At 38.6% G+C, this 22,702-nt stretch carries 19 protein-coding genes and 2 riboswitches; of the genes, 7 read left to right on the top strand and 12 right to left on the bottom strand.

Annotated features, from left to right (window positions below; translation table 11 throughout):
* Positions 1-37: 37 nt before the first annotated feature.
* Entirely contained in the window at positions 38-979 is a 942-nt protein-coding gene (locus tag FERPE_RS03940; protein WP_014451362.1) for a DUF4382 domain-containing protein, read from the top strand.
* A gap of 72 nt (positions 980-1,051) precedes the next feature.
* Here the strand turns inward: FERPE_RS03940 and FERPE_RS03935 are convergent, their stop codons facing one another.
* The 11 genes from FERPE_RS03935 to FERPE_RS03885 form a co-directional block, all read right to left on the bottom strand.
* Positions 1,052-2,596: a permease gene (locus tag FERPE_RS03935; protein ID WP_014451361.1), complete on the bottom strand. Its 1,545-nt coding sequence runs from the start codon at positions 2,594-2,596 to the stop codon at positions 1,052-1,054.
* Positions 2,597-2,641: 45 nt separating this feature from the next.
* Complete coding sequence (locus tag FERPE_RS03930; RefSeq protein WP_014451360.1) at positions 2,642-3,394, bottom strand: ABC transporter ATP-binding protein; 753 nt, start codon at positions 3,392-3,394, stop codon at positions 2,642-2,644.
* 100 nt (positions 3,395-3,494) lie between these two features.
* Positions 3,495-3,968: a 6,7-dimethyl-8-ribityllumazine synthase gene (gene ribH, locus FERPE_RS03925; RefSeq protein ID WP_041263243.1), complete on the bottom strand. Its 474-nt coding sequence runs from the start codon at positions 3,966-3,968 to the stop codon at positions 3,495-3,497.
* A gap of 87 nt (positions 3,969-4,055) precedes the next feature.
* On the bottom strand, positions 4,056-5,237 hold the full coding sequence (locus tag FERPE_RS03920; protein WP_014451358.1) for a bifunctional 3,4-dihydroxy-2-butanone-4-phosphate synthase/GTP cyclohydrolase II: 1,182 nt from the start codon (positions 5,235-5,237) through the stop codon (positions 4,056-4,058).
* A complete protein-coding gene (locus FERPE_RS03915; RefSeq protein WP_014451357.1) occupies positions 5,195-5,806 on the bottom strand; it encodes a riboflavin synthase in 612 nt (203 codons plus the stop codon). Before FERPE_RS03915 ends, FERPE_RS03920 begins: the two co-directional genes overlap by 43 nt.
* Complete coding sequence (gene ribD, locus FERPE_RS03910; RefSeq protein WP_014451356.1) at positions 5,749-6,909, bottom strand: bifunctional diaminohydroxyphosphoribosylaminopyrimidine deaminase/5-amino-6-(5-phosphoribosylamino)uracil reductase RibD; 1,161 nt, start codon at positions 6,907-6,909, stop codon at positions 5,749-5,751. The genes FERPE_RS03915 and ribD overlap by 58 nt, the downstream gene beginning before the upstream one ends.
* 106 nt (positions 6,910-7,015) lie before the next feature.
* Positions 7,016-7,143, bottom strand: a riboswitch (FMN riboswitch).
* A gap of 84 nt (positions 7,144-7,227) precedes the next feature.
* Positions 7,228-8,229, bottom strand: a complete 1,002-nt coding sequence (locus tag FERPE_RS03905; protein ID WP_014451355.1) for a FecCD family ABC transporter permease — start codon at positions 8,227-8,229, stop codon at positions 7,228-7,230.
* A gap of 3 nt (positions 8,230-8,232) precedes the next feature.
* Positions 8,233-9,141 carry an ABC transporter substrate-binding protein gene (locus FERPE_RS03900; protein ID WP_014451354.1) on the bottom strand — a complete coding sequence of 303 codons (909 nt, stop codon included), beginning with the start codon at positions 9,139-9,141 and terminating at the stop codon, positions 8,233-8,235.
* A 59-nt stretch (positions 9,142-9,200) separates the two neighbouring features.
* Positions 9,201-9,368: riboswitch (cobalamin riboswitch) on the bottom strand.
* 40 nt (positions 9,369-9,408) lie between these two features.
* The gene (locus FERPE_RS03895; protein WP_014451353.1) at positions 9,409-9,825 is read right to left on the bottom strand and encodes a hypothetical protein; all 417 of its coding nucleotides are present in this window, start codon (positions 9,823-9,825) and stop codon (positions 9,409-9,411) included.
* Positions 9,822-11,723, bottom strand: coding sequence for a ferrous iron transport protein B (feoB, locus tag FERPE_RS03890; RefSeq protein ID WP_014451352.1), 1,902 nt, complete (start codon positions 11,721-11,723; stop codon positions 9,822-9,824). Before feoB ends, FERPE_RS03895 begins: the two co-directional genes overlap by 4 nt.
* 5 nt (positions 11,724-11,728) lie before the next feature.
* Complete coding sequence (locus tag FERPE_RS03885; protein WP_014451351.1) at positions 11,729-12,187, bottom strand: FeoA family protein; 459 nt, start codon at positions 12,185-12,187, stop codon at positions 11,729-11,731.
* Between the two features lie 297 nt (positions 12,188-12,484).
* Here FERPE_RS03885 and FERPE_RS03880 point away from each other — a divergent pair, with 297 nt between their 5' ends.
* Together FERPE_RS03880 and FERPE_RS03875 are read left to right on the top strand one after the other, a co-directional pair.
* Entirely contained in the window at positions 12,485-13,804 is a 1,320-nt protein-coding gene (locus FERPE_RS03880; protein WP_041263233.1) for a glutamine synthetase family protein, read from the top strand.
* Between the two features lie 17 nt (positions 13,805-13,821).
* A complete protein-coding gene (locus tag FERPE_RS03875; RefSeq protein WP_041263232.1) occupies positions 13,822-15,531 on the top strand; it encodes a YgiQ family radical SAM protein in 1,710 nt (569 codons plus the stop codon).
* On the opposite strand, the gene FERPE_RS03870 is transcribed toward FERPE_RS03875, so the two are convergent.
* Positions 15,518-16,606, bottom strand: coding sequence for an alanine/ornithine racemase family PLP-dependent enzyme (locus FERPE_RS03870; protein WP_014451348.1), 1,089 nt, complete (start codon positions 16,604-16,606; stop codon positions 15,518-15,520). The genes FERPE_RS03875 and FERPE_RS03870 overlap by 14 nt on opposite strands.
* A gap of 123 nt (positions 16,607-16,729) precedes the next feature.
* Here FERPE_RS03870 and FERPE_RS10830 point away from each other — a divergent pair, with 123 nt between their 5' ends.
* The 4 genes from FERPE_RS10830 (at position 16,730) to FERPE_RS03855 (ending at position 22,683) form a co-directional block, all read left to right on the top strand.
* Entirely contained in the window at positions 16,730-16,915 is a 186-nt protein-coding gene (locus FERPE_RS10830) for an IS1/IS1595 family N-terminal zinc-binding domain-containing protein (protein WP_249741823.1), read from the top strand.
* 135 nt (positions 16,916-17,050) lie between these two features.
* Positions 17,051-17,854: a purine-nucleoside phosphorylase gene (locus FERPE_RS03865; protein ID WP_014451347.1), complete on the top strand. Its 804-nt coding sequence runs from the start codon at positions 17,051-17,053 to the stop codon at positions 17,852-17,854.
* Positions 17,851-18,846 (top strand): DHH family phosphoesterase, encoded by a 996-nt coding sequence (locus FERPE_RS03860; protein WP_014451346.1) that lies wholly within the window; start codon positions 17,851-17,853, stop codon positions 18,844-18,846. The genes FERPE_RS03865 and FERPE_RS03860 overlap by 4 nt, the downstream gene beginning before the upstream one ends.
* A 156-nt stretch (positions 18,847-19,002) precedes the next feature.
* Entirely contained in the window at positions 19,003-22,683 is a 3,681-nt protein-coding gene (locus FERPE_RS03855; protein ID WP_014451345.1) for a tetratricopeptide repeat-containing diguanylate cyclase, read from the top strand.
* Positions 22,684-22,702 lie beyond the last annotated feature (19 nt).

Here is a 22,702-nt window from a genome sequence, read left to right as displayed (position 1 = left end):
AGTTAACATTATCAAATGCTTTCTGGGAGGTGGAAAGATGAAAAAGGTATTCTTGGTATTTGGGTTGAGCGTTTTGGTGTTGGTACTTTTCAGCTGCAGTCAACTAAACTTGTTTGGACCAACAAAATCAACCGTATCTGTTGTTCTTGCAGCTGGTGTTGACGGTAGTGGAGACTCCGTGAAACCACAAGAATATTCCTCTGCTGACTTGCAAGGTTTAAATCAAAGAACAGAAGCTCCTTGGATAAAAGATATTGAACACTTGTATGTCAAAATTTCAAAGTTTTCGTATAAATACTCAACAGGGCCTGGCGCTGGGAAGTGGGCTACACCAACTGCTGTTGACAAAGAAGTGGACCTTGTGAACTTAATTGATGAAGCAACTTGGCTGACATTCGATATTCCAAATGGTGCGGTTATAGTTGCGTTGGCTTTTGAGGTAACACAAGCAACAGTAACAATAAACGGTTCAAACTATGCTGTAACAATTCCATCTGACAAAGCCAGAGTAGTTATTCCAAATCTCAACTGGCAAGTAAAAACAGAAGAGTCACAGATAGTCCTTGCCATAGACTGGACAAGAAGTATTATTAAGACAGATTCGGAAGGCTACATGCTCGTTCCAAGAGTCGCGTATCGCTGGCGTGGAGAATTGAAGAAGTTGTGGGCGATTTATGGAGACATACTGATTGACGATGCAACACCAACTATTCCGCTGCTTATCGGTTTATTTGAAGGAACAGACACAACAGCTACACCAACGGTGCTAAAAATGAGAAGGCCACGAGATGATGCTTACTTCTGGCTTGGAAAACATCCAGCTGGAACGTACACAGTTGTCGTATGGGATAACGTCACATGGGAATGGGATGGTGAAAATTATTCCGTAACAGGACGGAAGGCTACTGAAACAACGTTTGAACACGGGAAAACAACAGCAAATACAGAACTTCATTTGAGATACTCAACTAGCGAGTAAGGTAACAAAGAATCGAAGATGCCAAACAAAAACAACCCCGACTCCAATGAGTCGGGGTTGATTTGTTTCTCTTTAATCTTTTTGTGTTAACACATGTTTTAATTTCCGATAGTAAATCATCATTAGAATAATCAACGCAATTAGAGAACCGATGAACGTTAGCCAAACAGCGTAGAATTTCCAAGTGGTTAGACTAGGTTTTGCCAAAATTATGGTCAACGTTATAGGCAGACCGAAAGATAATCCCAACACAATACCCTCTATTATGAATGTTGCTTTCAAAGAAAACGGATTGTTTTTGGTCTTACCTGGGTCAACAATACTGTAGTATGAACCTATCAGTGCACTTAACCCAAAAATTGCAATTGACAAAGGGAATAGGAACAGACTATTTTTTTCAAACTTTCCGAAAATGTAAGAGATAACAGCCACTATAATCAACAAACTTTCATTTAAGATGATTGGTATTGCTAGTTTTGGAGTTATTATCGTTTGTGTGGTTACTGGAAGTGTCCGTAATATTTCTCTGTACTCGAAATCGTTCCTGGTCAATAACCCTGCCTCGATAGCGCAGTAAAGAGAAGCAATGGCTAAAAATGGAATAGCAGCATTCATTGAAGAACCACCTGCAAAAAGCATGAAAAAGGAAAAGACGGCAGGGTAAAATATGAGGAATACAAATTGTTCGCTACGTGAAAGGAGTTTCAAATCTTTCCACAAGAAACCTCCAAACTTTGAGGCGTATGTTCTTTGGTTGACGATAACTTCGTTCGGTTTGTTTTTTTCTTTCTTGGCGTGTGTGTTTTCATAAACCACGCGCTCTGCAAAGTACCAAAATGAATACAGAAAAGCACCTGTTAAGATGATTACGGATATTAATAACAAACGGTCATCTGAATAAGACCAATTAAATGGGTTATATTTTGACGTAGTAAAAGCCACAAATTTTACAAACCGCGCGTTTTCACCGAGTTGTTCAACATTCACATCTTGAATCTGAACGAAGAATAGATAAACAGCAACAAGTAGAAGAAGAATTACCGCATTTAACCTTCTAACAAACCGTTTTGAACTGATTCCTCCACTCACTACCGCAAGAAGTGCTGAGAGCGATGTCAAGAAAGCAATGTGGAGTAAAGTTCGAAGAATGAAACCAAAGATGTTAGTCCTAACCGCCAGTAAAAATCCAAGGACAGAAGCTACAAAAAAACCAAGCGTAAAAAATTGATTAGCTAGGGTTACGATTAAGTTATATACGGTAAGCACACTCCGGCTTATTGGCATTGTAAGAAGGAGTTCCATTTCGTCACTTCTTGAGAAGGCATGCATACCTGTTCCAATAAATCCTACAACGTAAAAGAGTGAGAATATGGACATTGAGGAGATAAAGAATGACTTAGCAACGTCTGGATAGTGTGCTAAAAGCTTGTATATATTGTAATTGGAAATCGTCAAAAATACAGCCATAGGAAGGATTGAACTAAACATAAGCAAGATGTATCGCAAGGCGTAATTTGGTTCCTTTGAACTTGTAATCTTCTTTCGTTTAGTTTTTGCCGTATTCTGCAGATTTAAAGAAAGCCCAAGATACTTGAATAGAATTCTAAGTTCTCGCATAGTTTTATCCCCCGTTCCTTGGAGTTGTACGTTTTCAATGTGTAGTTACAGGCTTTCTACAATGTCTCTAATGTCTTCGGTTGCTGTGAGTGAAAGGAATATATCTTCAAGTGACTTTCCGTGTTTCTCTTTCAATTCAGCAATGTAACTTTCAACGATAATCTGTCCATTATTTATTATAGCAACGCGGTCGCACATCTTTTCTGCTATCTCAAGTATATGAGTCGTCATGAATATTGTTGTTCCTTCATCTGCATATTTTCGGAGTAATTCCTTCAATATCTTTGCGCTTCTTGCATCAAGTCCAACAGTTGGTTCATCTAAGAAAAGAACTTCGGGTTTCCTCATGAGTACGGATATGAGCATAAGTTTTTGTTTCATTCCGTGAGACATCTCACCCACGAATTTGGAGAGATAATCCACTCCAAAGGCATTACATAATTCTTCAATGCGATGTTTTAATTCCTGCTTGTTCAATCTGTAAATTGCGATGATAAAATCTAAGAATTCGTAGCCTTTTAGATGTTCATATATTTTAGGTTCATCTGGAACCACACCGATTCTTCTTTTTATCTCTGTTTCGTGGTCTTTCATATCAAGTCCAAGAATTTCTACCTTTCCGCTTGTTGGTTTCAAGACCCCCGTTAGCATCCTTATGGTGGTCGTCTTTCCTGCACCGTTTGGCCCAAGAAATCCAAATATTTCACCACGTTTAACCTCTAAGTTCACATTATCCACAGCAGTAAAATCACCGAATTTTTTTGTGAGTCCTAAGGCTTTGATAGTAATATCCTCCATGCCTGAGCACCTCCTCTCGCTTATTTACACAAGGGATTGATTAACCTTTAAATTTAATGAAGTTCGAACATATCATGTCTAATTTTATCACAGAGACTTTTTAACTGCCTAGCATTCTTTTCAAATTAGCCATTTCCAATGCTGCCATGGCAGCTTCAAATCCTTTGTTACCGCTCTTAATTCCTGCTCTATTCAGTGCTTGTTCTACAGTCTCTGTGGTTAGAACACCGAAAGTTATAGGAATTTTTGATATTGAATTAAAATGTGCGACGGCTTTTCCTATCTCATTTGCAACGATGTTGAAGTGGTATGTTTCACCTTGTATGACAGCTCCTAGTACAATGATAGCATCGAAGCTATTAGATTGGAAGTTAACCAAATAATTAAGCGCAAATATAACTTCCATACTTCCCGGGACGCGTATAATTGAGATGTCTTCTTCCCTGACATTATGTCTTGTCAAACAATCTATCGCACCCTCAAGGAGTCGTTCTGTTACTGTGCTGTTGAACCTTGGAACAATGATGGCAAATTTCAAACCGCTTCCGTCGTAAATTCCTTCGTGGACTTTCAGTTTTGTTTGCATGGTTTTACCTTCCATGTGCTCTTTACCCCCTTCTCAGTTTTCACCATTTTCTCTGTTTAAAGTACGTGAGAGTTTTTAAATTAAACCTTCGATACCCTCCAATAAGTGATTGAATCTCACCATTTTTGTTTTCAGGTAAAATTTGTTATGCTCTGTTAGTCTACCGAACAGTCTCTCTGTTCTTTCTACACTGATGCCGAAATCCTCAAGTTGTTTAACTTTTTCTGGATTGTTTGTAAGTAATACTATCCGCTGTACACCAAGGGATTTTAGTATCTGGTAAGCAGCAGCGTAGTCACGTTCGTCTGGTTTGAAACCAAGTTTAACATTCGCTTCGTAGGTGTCTATCCCTTTGTCTTGCAAGCTGTAGGCTTTAATTTTGTTGGTCAAACCTATGCCTCTTCCTTCTTGTCTTAGGTAAATCAATATTCCTCCATTTTCGGCTATCCTTTTTAATGCGCTTGAAAGCTGACTACCACAGTCACATCTTAGTGAAGAAAGCGTGTCTCCTGTAAAGCACTCGGAATGGATGCGGACAAGAGGGATTGATTGGTCAGGCCATTTTCTTACAATTGCTACGTGCTCCTTTCCATCAAGTTTGTTATCAAAAGCATAGATTTCAAATTCGCCGTATTCTGTTGGTAACCTTGCCACGGCTTTTACTTCTATGAGTTTTTCATGCTTTACGTATAGTTTCCAAATCTGGTTTATAGTAATAACTTTTAATTTAAAATGCTTAGCCAAATCTTTCACGTATTCCAAATTGTGAGAGTTTCCAGTTTCATCGAGAATTTCTACAATGCAGCTGAAAGGTTTAAACCCTAACAATCTAACAAGTTCGACAGAGGATTCGCTGTGCCCACGCCGAGTGGTGAATTCTTTTGCACCTATTAACGTTACATGACCGGGATATTTGAAATCTTGTAGGGTTGTGGTCTCGTCGGAGATTTTGTTGCAAGTTGTAGCTCTTTCAATTGTACTTATACCAGTCCCAGTGCCCCAATCAATGGGAACGAAATAATTAGCTCCATAATTGGAGGGTAGCCTGAAAAAACCTCTTTTAAGAAGGTTTTCTTCTGGACCGACAACACAGAAAAGACCTTTTCCGTAACGTACAAAAAATTCGGTTATACGTTCGTCCATTAACTCTGCTGGAAAGACGAAATCTGCTTCAATTTCACGTTCTTCGTCAATGACAACCACAGGTTTACCATTTAAAAAGTCATCTCTGATAGATTGTACAAATTCCTCATCCATGTATCTAACACCCCTTTCATATATCGCGCAAAAATATCGATTTCATAATTTACAGGTGAACCTGGGACTAAGAACTTTAAGTTGGTTTTCTCGAGAGTATGTGGAATTACTTGGACTGTGAATGTTTCGTCGGATACAGATGCTATTGTTAAGCTTATACCGTTAAGGGCTATTGAACCTTTTTGTATAATTCCCCAGTATTCTCTTGGTTTTTTGAAAGTCATAAGCACGGAATTTTTCGCAGTTTGTTTTGAAAGGAAAATAGTTGTCCCATCAACGTGTCCTGTAACATAATGACCAGACAACGAATCTCCCACTCGTAACGCCCGTTCTAAGTTGAAATACTTTTCAAAACGCAGGTTTGTCTTATTCAAAGTTTCCACTCCGACATCGAAGTGTAGGTTTTCGTCAACCTTAACCACAGTTAAACATGCGCCATTGACGGATATACTTTCACCAATGACAACACAGTGTGAACTGTCTTTGGGACATCGCCAAGGGTTTTCGATAATCAACCTCTTACCATCGAAGTATCCTTTACATACGTGCTGAATAATCCCTGTGAACATCTTCTCATCACCACCATTAGTTCTTTCATATTCTTGGAGATTTTTAAATTTTGAATTTCGAATGGTATTTCACTTTCCTCGACTGGAATTTCCAAATGTTCAAAAATCGATTTCCCTTTACCAAATACCTTGGTTGCATAGAAACCGTATACCTCATCCGCGTAGGGCAAAAATTGTGAAAATACAGAAGCACCACCTTCAATTAACAAAGAATCGATACCTTCTTTTGCCAACTCTTTTAAAATGTTTTCTACAGAAAGATTTTCTGGAGTCTTTACTTTTACGTACTCAGGAAATTCGATGTTTTGGCACTGGTTTGAAGAAAAAATAATAACTCTCCTATCGTAATTGGGATTAAACAACTCAAACTTATCAATGTCGGCAATAACTTTTTTTAAGACTCTTCCATTCTCATCAAGAACAACGACATCTGGGTTTTTGAACTTCATTTTTGGTAGCCTAACGTTGAGTATGGGATTATCTTTTAGCACGGTTTCAGCCCCCACTAAGACAGCTTTATGAATACTTCTCAATTTATGCACTTCTTTTCGTAGTTCTTGAGTAATCCACTTTGAACTTCCAATTTTATCGGCAATCTTTCCATCAAGGGTGGAAGCATATTTAAGTGTGACGTATGGAAGACCGGTCGTAACGTATTTGAAGAAGAACTTTGCAACTTCCTTTGCTTCATCTTCCAGAACCCCAACTTTAACTTCTATTCCATTTTTCAGCAGTTTTTTAATCCCATCTCCACTGACCGGATTAGGGTCGCGCGCTGCAATAACTACCCTTTTTATTCCACTTTCAATAATCGCATTGGTACATGGCGACGTTTTTCCGTAGTGGTCACAAGGTTCCAGCGTTACATACATTGTCGCACCAGATACATCGACTCCTTTTTTCTTGGCATCTAACAAAGCTTCTCTTTCAGCATGAAGAGCACCAAAACGTGTGTGATACCCTCTACCTATTATGTTCCCGTCCTTTACAATTACCGCTCCAACAGGAGGATTCGGATTAACAAAACCAAGTCCTTTTTTAGCCAACCTTAGAGCTATTTTCATATAAAACTCATCATTATTAGGCACTCCAGACTTTCCCATAAAATTCCCTCCTAGTTTAAAACAAAAAGCCCCGAGAAAATCTCTCGGGGCTTAAATTTTTGTTATTAACAGGATAGATAAATATGGCAAGCTGGTAACTTATCTATCGTACTCTCTCCCATCCGGACTATCACCGTCGGCTCCGGAATTCCACCGGATCAACCCTCTACATTTATAGAGGGCTCGCGGGCTTTCACCGCCGGTCGGGAATTTCACCCTGCCCCGAGAGTACGTAAAAAGATTTCCATTAAACTTTTTTCTATTTTACTTTGACTGTAAATATTAGTCAACTCTTATATTTGTTAGCTTGATAATAAATCATTTTGCAACCCCATTTTTCCATTTCAACAAGACAAACATAAATGGGGCACCTATAAACGACGTGATAATTCCAACGGGAATTTCAACAGGATTTAACAACGTGCGTGCAAGTGTATCACAAACCGACATTAGTATCCCGCCTATTAAAACCGTCGCTAAGAGGTTTTTACTATGTTTGGGTCCTGCAATTATCCGTGCCATGTGTGGAACAACCAATCCAACAAACCCTATGATACCTGTTTTGGAGACAAACGTAGCAGTAACAAATGAACCAAGCAAGTAAAATGTCCATTTCAAGGCTTCCACGTTGATTCCTAGACTTTTTGCTTCTTTTTCACCCAAGGTCATGGCATCCAATTGCTTACTCAGTGTGAAAGCCAAAGTGACGAACACTCCCAAAGAAGATGCAGGGACTATCAAATCTCGGAAAGTCATCCCGGAGAAAGAACCGTAAAGCCAAACGTGTCCGGTCACGAGAGATTTATTTGCAATGTTTAAAAGCAACATACTACCTGCAGAAAATAGGGTGCTAACCAGTACACCGCTTAAAACAAGATGAACAGTTGGTACCACGTTACCTTTTTTCGCTAGTAATATGGAAAGACTTGAGGCAATCACTGCGAAAATAAAACTCATCGTTGGAATACTCACATGCGCAATTGAGTTTACAATAAAATATATTGCTAACAGTGCACCAAAACTAGCACCAGCAGATGTGCCGATAAGATAAGGGTCAACAAGAGGATTCTTCATTATCGCTTGAAATATGTTTCCTACCAACGACAATGCTATCCCTGTTAATGTTGCCATTAAGACTCTTGGAAACCTCAAGTTCCATATCATGTACTTCTCAGCACTTTCTTGCCGGAGAAGTTGGAATATTTTCAAAGGACTTACATACACTGTTCCAAAGGACAAGTTGAAAACAAACACTATAACGAAAACAAAGGGGAGGGAATACCTCCCCAACGTTTGAAACCAGTTTCTGTTCTTACTCAATTATTACTTACCTCCATAGAAGAAGTTATAGAAAATATCCAAATACTTGAAAAGATGTGGTGCTGCTTGGCTAACCTCATCACCATCGACTATCAAAACTTTACCTTGTTTTACCGCTTTTAAATTCTTCATTATTGGATGGTTTTTCACAGCTTGCTCGACTTCTTTTGGGTCCCCATATGCACCGATTACTATGATATCAGGGTCGTTTTTAACAAGCCACTCCCAATTCACGGGTAACCATCCGTTGTTTCCTGTGTATGGAGCTGCTATATTTCTACCACCGGCGATGACAATAAGTTCATTCATGTAGGAACCAGTTCCTGCTGTCCATAGTTGTTTTGCATTTTCGTCAGGTGTTGTTACTGTGAAAAACACTGTGGGCCTGCTCTCCAATGGAATTTTTGAAGTTCTTTGCCCAATTTCTGTCATTTTATTTCTAAGCTCGGAGACAAGCTTGTCGGCTTTGCTTTTGACATTGAAAACAGCCCCTAATTGACTTACAGCTTTAATTATATCTGTCAAAGTATTTGCGTTTAAAACATAAGCTGTAAGATTTGCTTTTTCTAGTTTTTCTACTTCTGGAAATTGGAAGCCACCAAACATGATAACCAGATCAGGCTTTAGAGAATGAATTTTCTCGATGTTTAAAGGTACCATGTTTCCTATGTTCTCTGCCTTTTTGTAGTTATCCCAAGCTGTGACACCGACGATTCGGTTTTCAAGTCCAAGAGCTTGTAAATACCTTGTCGCACTTGGCGCAGCAGAGACGACTCTTCGTGGTGGCATTGGAATATTCACAATTCTTCCGGCATCATCAACAACCGCAATAGCCAGTGAAAGAACTGTTGCGATAAGCATGAATACCACGAAAAGCTTTCGTAAAGAACCAAGAGAAAACGACTTGACCATACAAAAAAACCTCCCTCTTTGCAAAAATTTGTTGCCATCCCCAGGCTACGTGGTGGATGGCTACCTTCCTTCGTATGTCAGGTCTCCCGACTCGCGGATCATCCTACTCCCTGCGCCTTCCCAGCTTTAAAGCCAGTGGCACTCTGCAGGTTTCGTCCCCGCTCACGGTGGCGGCCCCGTGCCGGATTTCCACCGGACTTCCCTTGGACATACGAAGGGAGGTTTATTTTGACTTGTCTTCTGTTCTTATTATACTACCACCATTAATCAGTGACAACAGGTTTTATTGGCATCTGTATTTATTGAACTTGTTCTATCAGATTTTAACGCCGATTTTCGTAAGTGGATTACGTATATAATTGAGTATGCACCAGTAATCAAAAGCATAAGGTCTCCAGGAGACAGTTTATAGACTTCTTCACCTATAAGGATATTAACTATAGAAAATGCGAACGTGAAGAATACATATCCTGCAGCAATCAAAAAAAGTATGCTTCCAACATACAAGTGTGCGATTTTAAAAGTGTATGCATTACTTCCAAATTCTTGAAAACCTGATATTAGAACGGACACAAACGACAGTATCACCAAGGAGAATACATATTGTCCTTCGCTAACGTATAAAACAAAAGTTAACACGGAAAGAACTAACATTACTGCAAGCATTCTGTTGATACTTTTCATAATATCCACCTTCCTACTGTATATACTACCAACGAAAGCAGATAGGAAATACCTAGACTGTAAAATATTGTAAATAAAGTATATTTTAAACTATTCGTTTCGCTTTTTATTGCTGCAAGTGTAGCAAAACATGGCATATAACCAAGTACAAAGGTCATTAGTGTCGCACCTACGAGAGGGTCGAAATGAATATTAGACACATCGCCGTAAAATTGGGAAAGTGAAGATACTATGACTTCCTTTGCAACTCCGCCAAATATAAGAGCTGACACTATTTGCCATGAAAATCCTAAAGGTGCAAATAACGGTTGAAGAAATTTTCCAAGCATAGAAACGAAGCTGTTATCTACGTCTCCTCTACCTGGAAAATAAGTTAGCGCCCAAATTACGATACTTGCAGCAAAAATAATCGTTCCGGCTTTTTCTAGGAAGTGCTTTCCTCTGTTCCACACGTAAGTTAGAATGTTTGAGAATTTAGGGAAACGGTACCTAGGTAATTCCATAACAAGAGGCACTGATTGGCCCTTAAGAATTACTTTGTTTACTATCCTCGATGACAAAGCTGTAAGAAGAAGGCTCAAGACGTATATTGCAAAAAAGGCTTCTACTTTGTGATTAGGGAATGCCACGTTAACAATCAGAAGATACACAGGAATCCTAGCACTACAACTAATGAAAGGTGAAACCAAGATGGTTGTAACTCTTTCGCGTTCGTCCGCTAAACCACGGGCTGCCATGACACTGCTTACATTACATCCGAAACCTAACAACAATGTCATGAAAGACCTACCGGTTAATCTCAATGAATACATTAACTTGTCGACTAAAAAGGCTATTCGTGGGAGATAACCGCTCTCTTCCATGATTCCAAGTGCAAAGAAGAGTGCAAAGATACTTGGAACAAAAGCCAAAACGCTACCTACACCATTTATGATTCCTTGCGATATTAATGAACTTACTATGGTTTCACTTCCTACAGAATCAGCGATTTTTTCAAAAAGGTACTCAAGTAACCCTACCAAAGGTTCTGATACCTTGAAAGTAAAATTGAACGCCAAGTACATTAGAGCCAAGAATATGGGAATACCTATATACTTATGTGTCAAAACGTGGTCGAGGGCTTCTGTAACTGTAAGTGTTTCGTCTGTTCTTTGAATCGAAAGCTGGACAACGTTTGTTATGTATTCATATTTCGTTGAAGGTATTGATGTTCTGATTTCCTGAGGAATCGTGTCTAATATATCGTTCGGGCAATCTTTTTTCAAAAACCTCCTTGCATATTTGTCCCCTTCAATGATTTTGATTGCGGTAAATCTTTTATTGAAAGTTTCTTCTACACATTGCTCTACTTCTTTAATCTTTTCTTCAGTTTCGTTTCCATAATCTATTACGATAGGTCTTGTTGCTTTTCTGAAGGATTCCACAATCTTTTCTTTAAGCTCTTCGATTCCTTCTCCTGTGTGGGCAGATGTAAGCACTACTGGAACTCTGAGAAATTTTTCAAGCGAAGATTTATCAATCTTTATTCCTGATTTTTTCGCTTCGTCAATGGCATTAAAGGCTGCGATTACGTTTAATCCAAGCTCGCAAGCTTCTAAGAGTAAAAACATCCCTTGTTCAGGGCTCATGCTATCTATAACAACAACGGTAACGTTTGGTGGAGAAAAAAGTAGGTAATCTCTTGTCAATTTCTCATCCACAGACGTAGCTGTTAGACTGTAAACACCTGGTAAATCAACAAAATGTAAGGTGTAATCCTTGTAAGTTGTAGCCCCCTCAATCCTCGTAACTGTTACTCCGGGCCAGTTAGCAACGTACTGCCTGGCACCTACTAATTTATTGAAAAGGCTGGTTTTTCCAACATTTGGGTTGCCCAATAAGCCTACAGTTATCACCATAGTCTTCAACTCCCTTGCTCGGATTGAGTTTCAGCACTTATTACAAGTATCTTTGAAAGCTTTCCGAAGCCGATAACAAAAGTTCCCAACGGTGTAACAACTCTTCTATCCTCAAGTAATTTAATAGTTGAACCTTCCGTTATTCCGATTTTCGACAACCATCGATGTACACCATATCCTCCCAAAATTTGTTTTACTTTATACAATCCTGGGACGGCAATGGAAAGGGGGATAACTGAATCTTTAAGTATTTCAACTTCAACAAGACTTGCTTCTGACTGCCTCAAACTTATAAGTTTATTGAAAACTTTGTACATCCTCGGGTCGCCCATTGGCGCATTCTTTACCACTGTTATCGTTACCCCGGGCAAGATACCAATGGCTCTGAGTTTTGGCGAAATTTCCGATTCTTCTACATTTTTAACCACGACTCTGGCACCAACAGGTACCTCTGACAGTTTCACATGTTTCACCTCACTTTTTGGAATTAGGAAGGATGATTTTAAAGTGTAGTTGAGAATGATTCTCAATAAGATTATAAGAGGTAAAGCTAAAATTGTCAACGAAAAGGTTTTGATACATCGTGCATCTTCCTTTTTTGTGTTAACTGTGCGTTGGACGAGAGTTCCAAAAATGTGTGATTATAATTGACTGTTAAGTGTGAAAGTGATAAAATACAGTCATAGTTGTTATTGCGCGTTTTTACTCACTATTTTTAGATTACAAAAAGTGGGGGGGAAGTTATGGCGTCAAACAAAGAGATGACTCGTGAGGAGCTTTTTAGGTTTGTGGAAGAAAACCAGGTCAGGTTTGTAAGATTACAGTTTACGGATATAAACGGGATGATGAAAAATGTTGAAATCCCTGTTGATGAACTTGAAACAGCTTTAGAATCGGGTATCATGTTTGATGGTTCTTCCGTTGAGGGGTTTGCAAGGCTTTATGAATCTGATATGTACCTCAAACCAGATCTAAGAACTGTGGCTATGCTTCCTTGGACGTTTGACGGTCACAGAAGTGCGAGAATTATATGTGATGTTTACAGCGATTTTGAACATCCCTTCGATGGTGACCCAAGATATAGGTTAAAGCTTGTTGAAGAAAAGGCTCGAAAGATGGGGTTCATACCCTACGCAGGTCCAGAAGTTGAATTTTTCATCCTTCCAAGGCAAAATAACAGACCCGTTTTCGAATTCTTAGACAGCGGTAGTTATTTTGACCTTCTACCAGTTGATATTGCAGAGCATATCAGGACGGAAGTATCTGTTCACTTAGAGGAAATGGGACTGGATGTTGAGACTACTCATCATGAGGTTGCACCTTCACAACATGAGGTAGATTTTAGATACGCAGAACCTGTTATTGCAGCTGATAACGTTCAGACTGTGAAGCTTGTAATAAAAACGCTTGCTATAAAGAACAATCTCTATGCAACGTTTATGCCAAAACCGTTCTTTGGTGTAAATGGTAGCGGAATGCATGTTCATATGAGCTTATTTACACTCGACGGGAAAAACGCCTTTTACGATGAAAGCACTCCTGATGGGATATCTCAAGTTATGAGATACTTTATAGGTGGTCTGATTGCACATGCGCGAGAAATAACGGCTATAACGAACCCAACGATCAACAGTTACAAAAGGCTCGTTCCTGGTTATGAGGCTCCTGTGAACATTGCTTGGAGTAAGGGAAACAGAACAGCGTTGATAAGGATACCAAAAGCTAGAGGAAAATCAACGAGAATCGAGTACAGGTCTCCGGATCCATCATGCAACCCGTATTTGGCATTTGCCGTAATTCTTGCAGCTGGATTGGACGGAATTGAGAACAAGATAGAACCTCCAGCGGCTGTTGAGGAAAACATTTATCAGATGTCCGAAAGTGAAAAGCAAAAACGTGGTATTTATAGACTACCTTCGAATTTAAAAGAAGCACTAAACGAAGCTGAAAATAGCAAGCTTGTTAGAGAAGTCCTTGGCGAACATATTTGGGAAAAGTTCTTAAAATTGAAAGAACGAGAGTGGTGGGAATATTCAACCACTGTCACTGAGTGGGAGAGGAGGAAATACGAGAATATATGAAAAATTCTAACTTAAATATGTTTTTACCAACGACAGAGGAAGAAATAAAAGCGCGAAATTTAAAAAGTTTAGACGTTATCTTAGTGACGGGTGATGCCTACGTGGATCACCCGTCTTTTGGAGTTGCTTTATTAGGTAGGCTGTTGGAAGCAAGGGGTTATAAGGTAGGAATAATAGCACAACCGGAAGGTCCAGAAGATATAAAAAGGCTTGGAAGACCTAATTTGTTCTTTGGAGTTACATCAGGAAACGTAGACTCAATGGTCGCAAACTACACAGCGTCACGTAAGAAAAGAAAAAGTGATGACTACACTCCAGGTGGTGTTAATAACAAGCGTCCAGATAGGGCAGTTATACAGTACGTGAACTGGATTAAGCAAGTATTCAAGGATGTAAAAATAGTTATTGGCGGTATCGAGGCAAGTCTTAGAAGATTCGCACATTATGATTGGTGGAGTGATAAGGTTAGAAAGTCGATACTTCTGGATTCAAAGGCTGATATCTTAGTTTACGGAATGGGTGAACGCGCTATCTTGGAGATAGCTGAAAGGATAGCTGCAGGAAAGAGCCTCGATGGTATTTCGGGAACCGTTACATGGAAGAGCTCTTTGGAAAGTTTAAACTTAGAAGAAAATTTGAATCTCATTCATCTCCCATCTTATGAAGAGGTTGTAAATGATAAACGGAAGTATGCAGAAGCTTATAGGATAATGGTCGAAAATACCGAACCTTTGAAAAAGGTAATTCTGGTTCAAAAGCACGATAATCGATACGTTATCCAGTACCCTCCAGCTTTGCCCTTAACACAAGATGAGTTAGATGAGCTTTATTTGCTACCATATACCAGGAGAGTTCATCCTTACTATCTTGCCAAAGGACCGGTAAAGGCTATAGAAACTGTAAAGTTTTCCATTACAGCTGTGAGAGGTTGCTTTGGAAACTGTTCATTCTGTGCAATTACAAATCACCAAACAACACTTGTTATTTCACGCTCCGTTGATTCAATACTTGAAGAAGTTAAAATTCTCACCAAAATGCCTGAGTTTCGTGGAACTATTGTTGACGTTGGTGGACCAACCGCAAATATGTTTGGCTTATCTTGTCCGGTTAGAAATACCAGAGGCCAATGTCTTAGAAGTTGTCTAGTACCTAACGTTTGTAAGTTAGCCTTGTCAGGGGAAAATAAAAATGACGCAACTGATGAATTCATTGAGCTTTTGAAAAAAGTTAAAAGTATCCCAAGGGTAAAACACGTATTCGTAGGCTCTGGTATAAGACATGATTTGATTCTTGCTTCAAAAAACGCAGACTACATAATATCATCTTTGGTTGATTTTACATCAGGACAACTTAAGTTAGCACCTGAACATGCTCATCCGTATGTTCTAAAAATCATGAGAAAACCTTCCGCCGAACTATTCTTAGAGTTCAAAAAAAGGTTCGAAGCAGCAGCAAAAAGAAAAAGACAAAGGAAGTACGTTATTGGCTATTTCATAGTTGCCCACCCCGGGGAGGGGGAAAAGGAAAACATTTACCTAAGGGAATTCATAAAAAAGCACCTTGGATATGTCCCCCAGCAAGTGCAGATATTTACACCTACTCCCGGCACACTCAGCACAACGATATACTACACAGGTTTTGACCCATTCACTGGCGAAGAAATTTACGTCGAAAGAAGAGACAAGGTTAGAAATGCACTAAAGGAAAACATTGTTAATCTTCGATGAATATTTTTTCTACATACGGACTTGTGAACGCTCTCAATGCACAACCATAGCTCATTCTGAAACGAACAATGTCTCCTAATTTAAATGTTTCAGTGCTTTCTGTTGTGTCGACTATCAAATGATCACTTGATGCGTGGAGAACATGCAAGCCATCTACAAGAGGTATTAATCCATCGGGTTTAACATCCTGCTCGCCCACGGCAAGTATAATTCTTTTTCTGTATCCTTTGTCTTCAAATCGTGGTGTCCTACCAAACGCATCTTTCCCCAACTCTCCAACAGGAACAGACGGCTTGTAATCTACTTCTATAACTTCTGCCTCCAGAATTACTGTATCTTGTCTTAGATATGGAATATCCCTGTCTCCCGTAGCATCGGTTCCAAGTATTATGCCTTCGCCTACCCTGAATTGATTAATTCCTTCTGGTAAAGCACCATTTTCTAAAAGACTAAGCGTAACTGTACTTCCACCACTAATTACTAACTTATATCCAAGTTTAGATTCTAGTTCTTTCGCAATTTCTATAAGCACGGTCATATTTTCTTTTGTCGGTAGGACTCCACCGTAACATCCAACGTTTGTTCCTATTCCTCTTAAAATAGCGTGCTTTAGTTTTCCTGCAACTGAAAGAATTTCATCAACCGCGTTTTCAAACCATACACCTTCTCTTAAATCTCCAACATCTATCATATAAACAATGCTCACGTTTTTATCTAATTCCCCTGCTTGTTTATCAATCTCAAAAGCAGCTTCAGGCATAGAAACCAAGAATTCATCAACCAAACGAACAGCTTGGGGAATTTCCGAGAGCATAGGGATCCTTAGCAACTGGAAAGGACCTGGAACACCATTTTGGTAAAGGTTTAGAATATTCTTCAGCCGAGATTCTCCAATTTTGTCGACGCCAGCAGTGCGCATTACCTTTGCAATTGTTGGATTCCCAAGTGAAAGTTTCGTAACTCCAACAAGCTCTATGCCCCTTGAATGGCAAAGCTGAGCAACTTTTGAAGCGTTCTCTCTTATGGCAGAAAGATTTATTATCATACGCGGGTATCGTCTTTCTGGTTTTATCATCACTAGCTCCCCCTTTCAATCTTTGATAATGTTAACTAAAAGTATTGAAACTCACCAAAATCCACATCATTCTTTAAATAGGGGACACCCCTAACAACTCTTACCTAAAAGAGGTATCCCAATATGAATAATTCAACGCCTTCTTGCCCAAAGTGTAGCTCTACCAAACTATACAAAAACGGTCACGACAAATACGGCAATCAACAATTTCTTTGCAAAGTCTGCAATCATTCCTTCAGGCTTTCTCATTCTCATGTGCACATCAATAGCACCATTTCGCAATTAGCTACTTTCATCACTACAAGTTAACGTTATCCAATCTTTCACGTTTTTTTGGCTTTGGTTTTAAAGAAGTTATGGTATAATAAAATGAAAAATGAGAGCTACAACTCAATTTTAAAACAAGAATAAGATAATGCAAAGAGCTCTTTAGGAGGGATTTTCGTGGATAAGCGAGTTAAAGAAGCATATGATTATATAGCTTCAAAAATTACTTCAAAACCCAAGATAGCACTCATACTTGGCTCCGGATTGGGTTTTTTGGCTAATGAGGTAAAGAACGCTACACATATAAGTTACAAAGATATCCCTAATTTTCCTTATTCCACGGCGCCTGGACATGAGGGAAAACTAATCTTTGGTGAACTCTTCGGTAAAGAGGTCGTTGTTTTGAATGGTAGATTTCATATATACGAAGGTTGGAATCCAGGTGATATAAAGGTTGTTATACACACGTTAAAACTTCTCGGAATAGAGCGGATGCTTATCACAAACGCCGCAGGTGCAATTAACACAAGTTACAAGCCTGGTGACATAGTCTTGGTTAAGGATGTTATAAACCTTATGTTCCGAAATCCACTGAGAGGTCCAAATGATGAAGATATAGGTCCAAGGTTTCCAGATATGCTCGGAGCTTTTGACAGAACATGGATGGAAAAAGTAAAGAACGTTTTTCCAGACATGAACGAAGGAGTCTATTTAGCTGTAACTGGTCCTACTTATGAGACTCCGGCGGAAATAAGAGCTTTTAGAAAACTTGGAGCTGACTTGGTAGGGATGTCAACAGTTCCAGAAGTAATCGTTTGTGCACACGCTGGTATAAAAGTTTTAGTATTCTCTTGTGCCACAAATATGGCAGCTGGTATACTTGACCAACCTTTGTCGCATGAAGAAGTTGTTGAAGTCGCGAATAAGGTTAAGGAAAGATTTACGCAAGTAGTTAAAAAAGCTTTGGAGGTGCTTGAATGAATCGCGATTTCCTTTCAATAGTAGGCGAACTTAATCTTGCTAAAAAGGTTTTAGTTGTTGGACATATAATGCCTGATGGCGATGATATAAGCTCAGTTCTGAGTGCTACGTTGGGGCTCCAAAAATTAGGCAAAGAAGTATTGGCAGGCATTGATTGGAGGATTCCTTGGTATTTCTACGAGTTTGATGAGACAAATCTTATTAAAGGTTACGATGAGATAGTCAATAGCGGTTTTGAACCAGATTTTATGCTTGTTGTCGACGCATCAAGTCCTGATAGGATTGGACGTTTTCAAGAATTTCTAGGAAAAGTTACAACGGCCGTAGTTGACCATCATGGTACAAATACACTTTTTGGAACGTTAAATTGGGTTGATACAAGGTTTGGTTCCACTGCCCAGATGGTTTTCAGAATTAACACAGAACTTGGTGTTTCATACGATGAAAAACTTGCCACAATTAACCTCATGGGCATAGCTACGGACACGGGCTTTTTCAGATACTCCAACGCTGACGAAACTGTCTTTTCCGATGCGACAAAACTTGTTTCTATGGGCGGGAAACCATATCTAGTTTCAAGGATTTTTGAAAATAAAAGAATCGAACAGTTTAAATTGCTATCAACTATGGTTGAGCATATCCGCACAGAAAACGATGGACAAATAGTCTACTCTTATCTTTCGAAGAAAGATTACGAATCAAACAACTGTACAGAAGACGACAGTGGTGGTTTTGTTGGGGAACTACGTTCAATACAGGGTGTAGAACTTGCCATCTTCTTTTCTGAATATGAACAGAACGAGGTGCACATAAGTTTCCGCTCCAAAGATTGGTTTGATTGTAGTAAATTGGCAGTTCTTCTAGGTGGCGGTGGACACCCAAGAGCTGCAGGATGTACTTTGAAAGGAGAATTATCCGTTATCGTAGAACAAGTTATTAGGGAAGCTAAGTTGATGTTTAACACACAATTGGAGGCTATTAAGAATATTTAGATAGCCAACATTACTATCAAAATAAGATAGCTTTAAGTTTTTGTTGGTATTACCTTTTCCTAAATCCCAGGGGGGGTTATTACGCGTTTAAATTCTAATTTAGCACTCATTAGAGATTTACTTTGTAAAGAAGAGGTTATAGAAACAGAGGATGGAATGGTCCTAAAATGGAGTACCAGCAAAGATTTTGTGAATGACTTTCACGACTTTGTAGTCCATTTAAATAGTTACACGTATTCTAAAAGATTTATACTTCCCATCACGGTAGAGCGTGCAGATGAAAGTATAAACGTATTCTTCAGATACTCAGGTGAAAAACACGTCATAACCCCCTCAGGTGAATTAATCTCGCTATCTTATGAGGAACAAAAAAGGCTCATTGAGGCAATTCTAAGAATTGCGAAATTTGTCTTGCTTGGTAATATTCCCCCGTTTCCTGCTATAAGCTTGTTCGATATCCTTATATACGCAGGAGAATTTTTCTTTAGACCTCCTGTAATTTTCGGGCCTGAATTTTACAAACAGTTAGTTGAAAGCTCCCAAATAGTAAAATCATCAGAAGGTTTTAACGGTGTTTTCGTTGACGAAGAGTATCTTAAAAATGGCACCTACGATAAAAGTTCAACAATGCGGATTTTGGCAGAAATTATTGAACTTTTAGATGAAACCGGAGAGAAAGCAAGTATAGTCTCAAAACTTAAAGGTAATAATGTTACAGTCGCTGATTTAGAAAAAGATAGGTTGAATGAAGGTATACTTTACGAAATAATTTCAAAAATCGACAATGTCGAGAAAGACTACGAAGTGGTGCAAATCGATACAAAAGGGTATTATCGTTTATTTAAGGATTACGTTGCGAGAATTGATTACCACTTTGCAGAAAAAAATGAGGCTATATTTTACATAGGCGATGATTTTACAAACGTTATAAGACAGTTACTTTTGAAAAAAAGGAATGAATTATCGCAAGAAGAATTCTCGGGCTTGGTGCAGTGTTTATATTCAGTTTGCAAATTCGACGCGATGGTTGGTGAACTGGTTAATATTTTCAAGAGATTCGGGAAGGTTATACTGATAGTCAAGGATGTTGACGACCCCCATTATCTTGTAAGACGATTCTTAGAAATTCTGAAGAATTCTGAAATTAAAACGGTGGTTTTGACTTACAAATCAAAGCAACCGGATAAAAAATTCATTATTGAAATACCAGGGAAGAAGTTATCTGACAAAGATATTGAAGCAAAACTTTCACGTGTGGCGGAAGACTTGCTGTTGATAAAAACCTTAGGGAAGGAATTTGATAGGCAAGACCTGATGATATTCAGTTCAGTAACAGGCAAAGATGGAGAAAGTATGCTAAGAAAACTCATAGAAGAACAATTAGTAAGGTCGGACGATGGTGAGTACATAGTTGATTACGATTTGGCATCTCCAATAGAAGATGACGCGCAATTAAAACTAATTCATGAGATGATGGCAAAAGAGTACAGTAGACACATCAGTCCATATAATCAATACGCGCTTAAAGCTGCTTTTCACTACATGCGGGCTGGTAGGGAACTATCTGCAGCAGTTACTTATCTTAGGTTTGTGAAGATAGGATTGGAAAAATACACATTTTCTCCTTCTTTTCTGTCGGATGCTTTATACAAAGCTTACGAAATCTTAAAGAAAAATTGTAAAGAAGAATCATATGCATTCCACAAGTTGAGACTTGAACTTGAAAATCGAGAAGGAATTAGTTTAAATTTTAAAAGCATACAGCTTCCAGAAAAAAGAATTTTTACTTACCTGAAAGCACTTGAACTATTCGTTGAAGAAAAGTATTTAGACTGTGTTTCTTATATTGACGATATTTTGAGGTCCTTCGAACTAACAAAATACAAGTCATTAAAACTATCTTTTATCAAGGAAAGGGCATACTTGTCATATTACGATAAACTATCAGATACTGGTCCTGACGTTGAAGAAATTCAAAAGATTAAAATTTGGAACGAAAAATGGGCCGAGTTAAAGGCGGAATGGTTATGGTTAATTGGCAATGCTTTGGTATACACGAATAGGAAGAAAGCTACAGTGTTTTTAAACCAAGCACTGGAGATTGCTAATCAGTACAGTTTGAAACATCTTTTAGTAAGCATATATAACTCATTTGGTATAGCGTACGATGGATACCTACTCTCCATAGTGTATTTCAAAGAAGCCATAAAAATAGTGGGTGAAATTGGGTACACGCGCCGCAGTTTGACCCAGAGGCTTAACCTGGCACGTGAGTTACTTTATTTTGGAAAGTTCAAAGAACTATTTACCGAGTTTTCCTTGTTAGAAAACTCTCACAAAGATTACTTAAGTTATTCTGATTTATCCTTCTTGTACAGACTCCATGGTATGGTTTATTCATATCTGCAGCGTTACGAAGAAGGTTTAAGATACTTTAAGAAAGCTTTTGAAATTGAATCTGAGAAAAAGTTACTTCATCACTCTTTGCGAGGATTGATTCTCCATGAAATGCTTTGCGGGAATAGAGAAAATGCAAAAGAATTGATCCAAAAACACCACGACGATCCAGCAATTCATACAAGAGCCTTTGAATATTTCACCGCAATGATAATGGCTAAGGATGATGAGGAATTCTTTAGAGCGTGGAATGATTATATTACATCGAATTACACTTTGCTGAGAGAAGAGATTTTATACCTATTTGTAGAGCAAATCTACAAGGTCGACAAAGAGAGATTGGCTGATGAGCTTGACAAATGGGACAGTTTCTATACTTCGGAAATGACAAAACTCTCTTTGCTTTACATACTTCTGGCTAAGCAAAAATATTATGAGCTAATTCAAAATGAGATCAAACGCGATTTAGTAAAGCTAAGAATCGCAAGGATTGTTTTTGATTTGGAAATTGAAAAAGACTTTGAGCAGCCTTTGAAGGATATTTTGTTTGTTGATTTCCGAAGAAATGCGGTGGAAAATGAGATAGTTGATACACTCGAGATATTAAAATCAATCGACCAAAAGACAGGTTTGGATGAATTTCTAAGGATATTTTCAAATATATTGATTAATCTTTTCGAGCCCCATCATGTTTTTGTATCAGTGAGGGATAAAAAGACGAATCTAAGAGCATCTATAGGCATTGTGACTTCTGATGAAAAGAAAAGCATTGTTAGATTTGACCCTCTCGAGGTGCATATCAAGGATAATATAGACAAGGATAGCGATTATCTAATATTCTTCTCAACCAACCGTTTGGTGTTATCGGAAGAAGAGAAAAAAGATATATGGGATAAGATAACTCTGTTGGATGAGTTGTTTGCAAGTCAAGTAAGAGGCATAATATATAGAGAAAGGGCAACGAGGGATGTTTTGACAGGGCTATACAACAGATGGAGATTTTTGGAAATTCTTCAAGAATACATGGAAGAACCCGCTGTTTCACGAAAGGAAAAAGAAGTAACTGTCTTTATAGCGGATATAGACAATTTCAAGAAAATTAACGATACTTACGGTCATTTGACTGGTGATATGGTTCTGAAAAATATTGCTGCTATTTTGAAAGATAATATTGGAGAGAACGGGATTGTTGCAAGATACGGAGGTGAAGAATTCGTAGGTGCGATGAAAGTAGACAAAGCAAGGTGTGTTGAAATATGTGAAGGCGTTCGAATGGCAATAGAAAAGAGTTCCTATGATATTTTCGGGTTTCAAGTAACGATTAGTTTTGGAATTGCATCTTCTTTTGAGAAACAGAACATAACTGAACTGATAGGACTTGCAGATAATAGATTGTACATTGCTAAAGAGACCGGGAAAAACAGAGTCTGTTTTTCTTAAGAGCCTTTTGAAAGTTTTT

Source organism: Fervidobacterium pennivorans DSM 9078, assembly GCF_000235405.2.
Classification (GTDB): domain Bacteria; phylum Thermotogota; class Thermotogae; order Thermotogales; family Fervidobacteriaceae; genus Fervidobacterium; species Fervidobacterium pennivorans.
The sequence above is the reverse complement of the archived record's forward strand: the minus strand, read 5'-3'. Positions and strand labels throughout refer to the sequence as shown.

Coding starts and splice junctions, on each gene's coding strand:
- FERPE_RS03940 (WP_014451362.1), top strand. CDS start 38: ATGAAAAAGGTATTCTTGGTATTTGGGTTGAGCGTTTTGGTGTTGGTA.
- FERPE_RS03935 (WP_014451361.1), bottom strand. CDS start 2,596: ATGCGAGAACTTAGAATTCTATTCAAGTATCTTGGGCTTTCTTTAAAT.
- FERPE_RS03930 (WP_014451360.1), bottom strand. CDS start 3,394: ATGGAGGATATTACTATCAAAGCCTTAGGACTCACAAAAAAATTCGGT.
- FERPE_RS03920 (WP_014451358.1), bottom strand. CDS start 5,237: ATGGATGAGGAATTTGTACAATCTATCAGAGATGACTTTTTAAATGGT.
- FERPE_RS03915 (WP_014451357.1), bottom strand. CDS start 5,806: ATGTTCACAGGGATTATTCAGCACGTATGTAAAGGATACTTCGATGGT.
- ribD (WP_014451356.1), bottom strand. CDS start 6,909: ATGGGAAAGTCTGGAGTGCCTAATAATGATGAGTTTTATATGAAAATA.
- FERPE_RS03900 (WP_014451354.1), bottom strand. CDS start 9,141: ATGGTCAAGTCGTTTTCTCTTGGTTCTTTACGAAAGCTTTTCGTGGTA.
- FERPE_RS03895 (WP_014451353.1), bottom strand. CDS start 9,825: ATGAAAAGTATCAACAGAATGCTTGCAGTAATGTTAGTTCTTTCCGTG.
- feoB (WP_014451352.1), bottom strand. CDS start 11,723: ATGGTGATAACTGTAGGCTTATTGGGCAACCCAAATGTTGGAAAAACC.
- FERPE_RS03880 (WP_041263233.1), top strand. CDS start 12,485: ATGACTCGTGAGGAGCTTTTTAGGTTTGTGGAAGAAAACCAGGTCAGG.
- FERPE_RS03875 (WP_041263232.1), top strand. CDS start 13,822: ATGTTTTTACCAACGACAGAGGAAGAAATAAAAGCGCGAAATTTAAAA.
- FERPE_RS03870 (WP_014451348.1), bottom strand. CDS start 16,606: ATGATAAAACCAGAAAGACGATACCCGCGTATGATAATAAATCTTTCT.
- FERPE_RS10830 (WP_249741823.1), top strand. CDS start 16,730: ATGAATAATTCAACGCCTTCTTGCCCAAAGTGTAGCTCTACCAAACTA.
- FERPE_RS03860 (WP_014451346.1), top strand. CDS start 17,851: ATGAATCGCGATTTCCTTTCAATAGTAGGCGAACTTAATCTTGCTAAA.
- FERPE_RS03855 (WP_014451345.1), top strand. CDS start 19,003: ATGGTCCTAAAATGGAGTACCAGCAAAGATTTTGTGAATGACTTTCAC.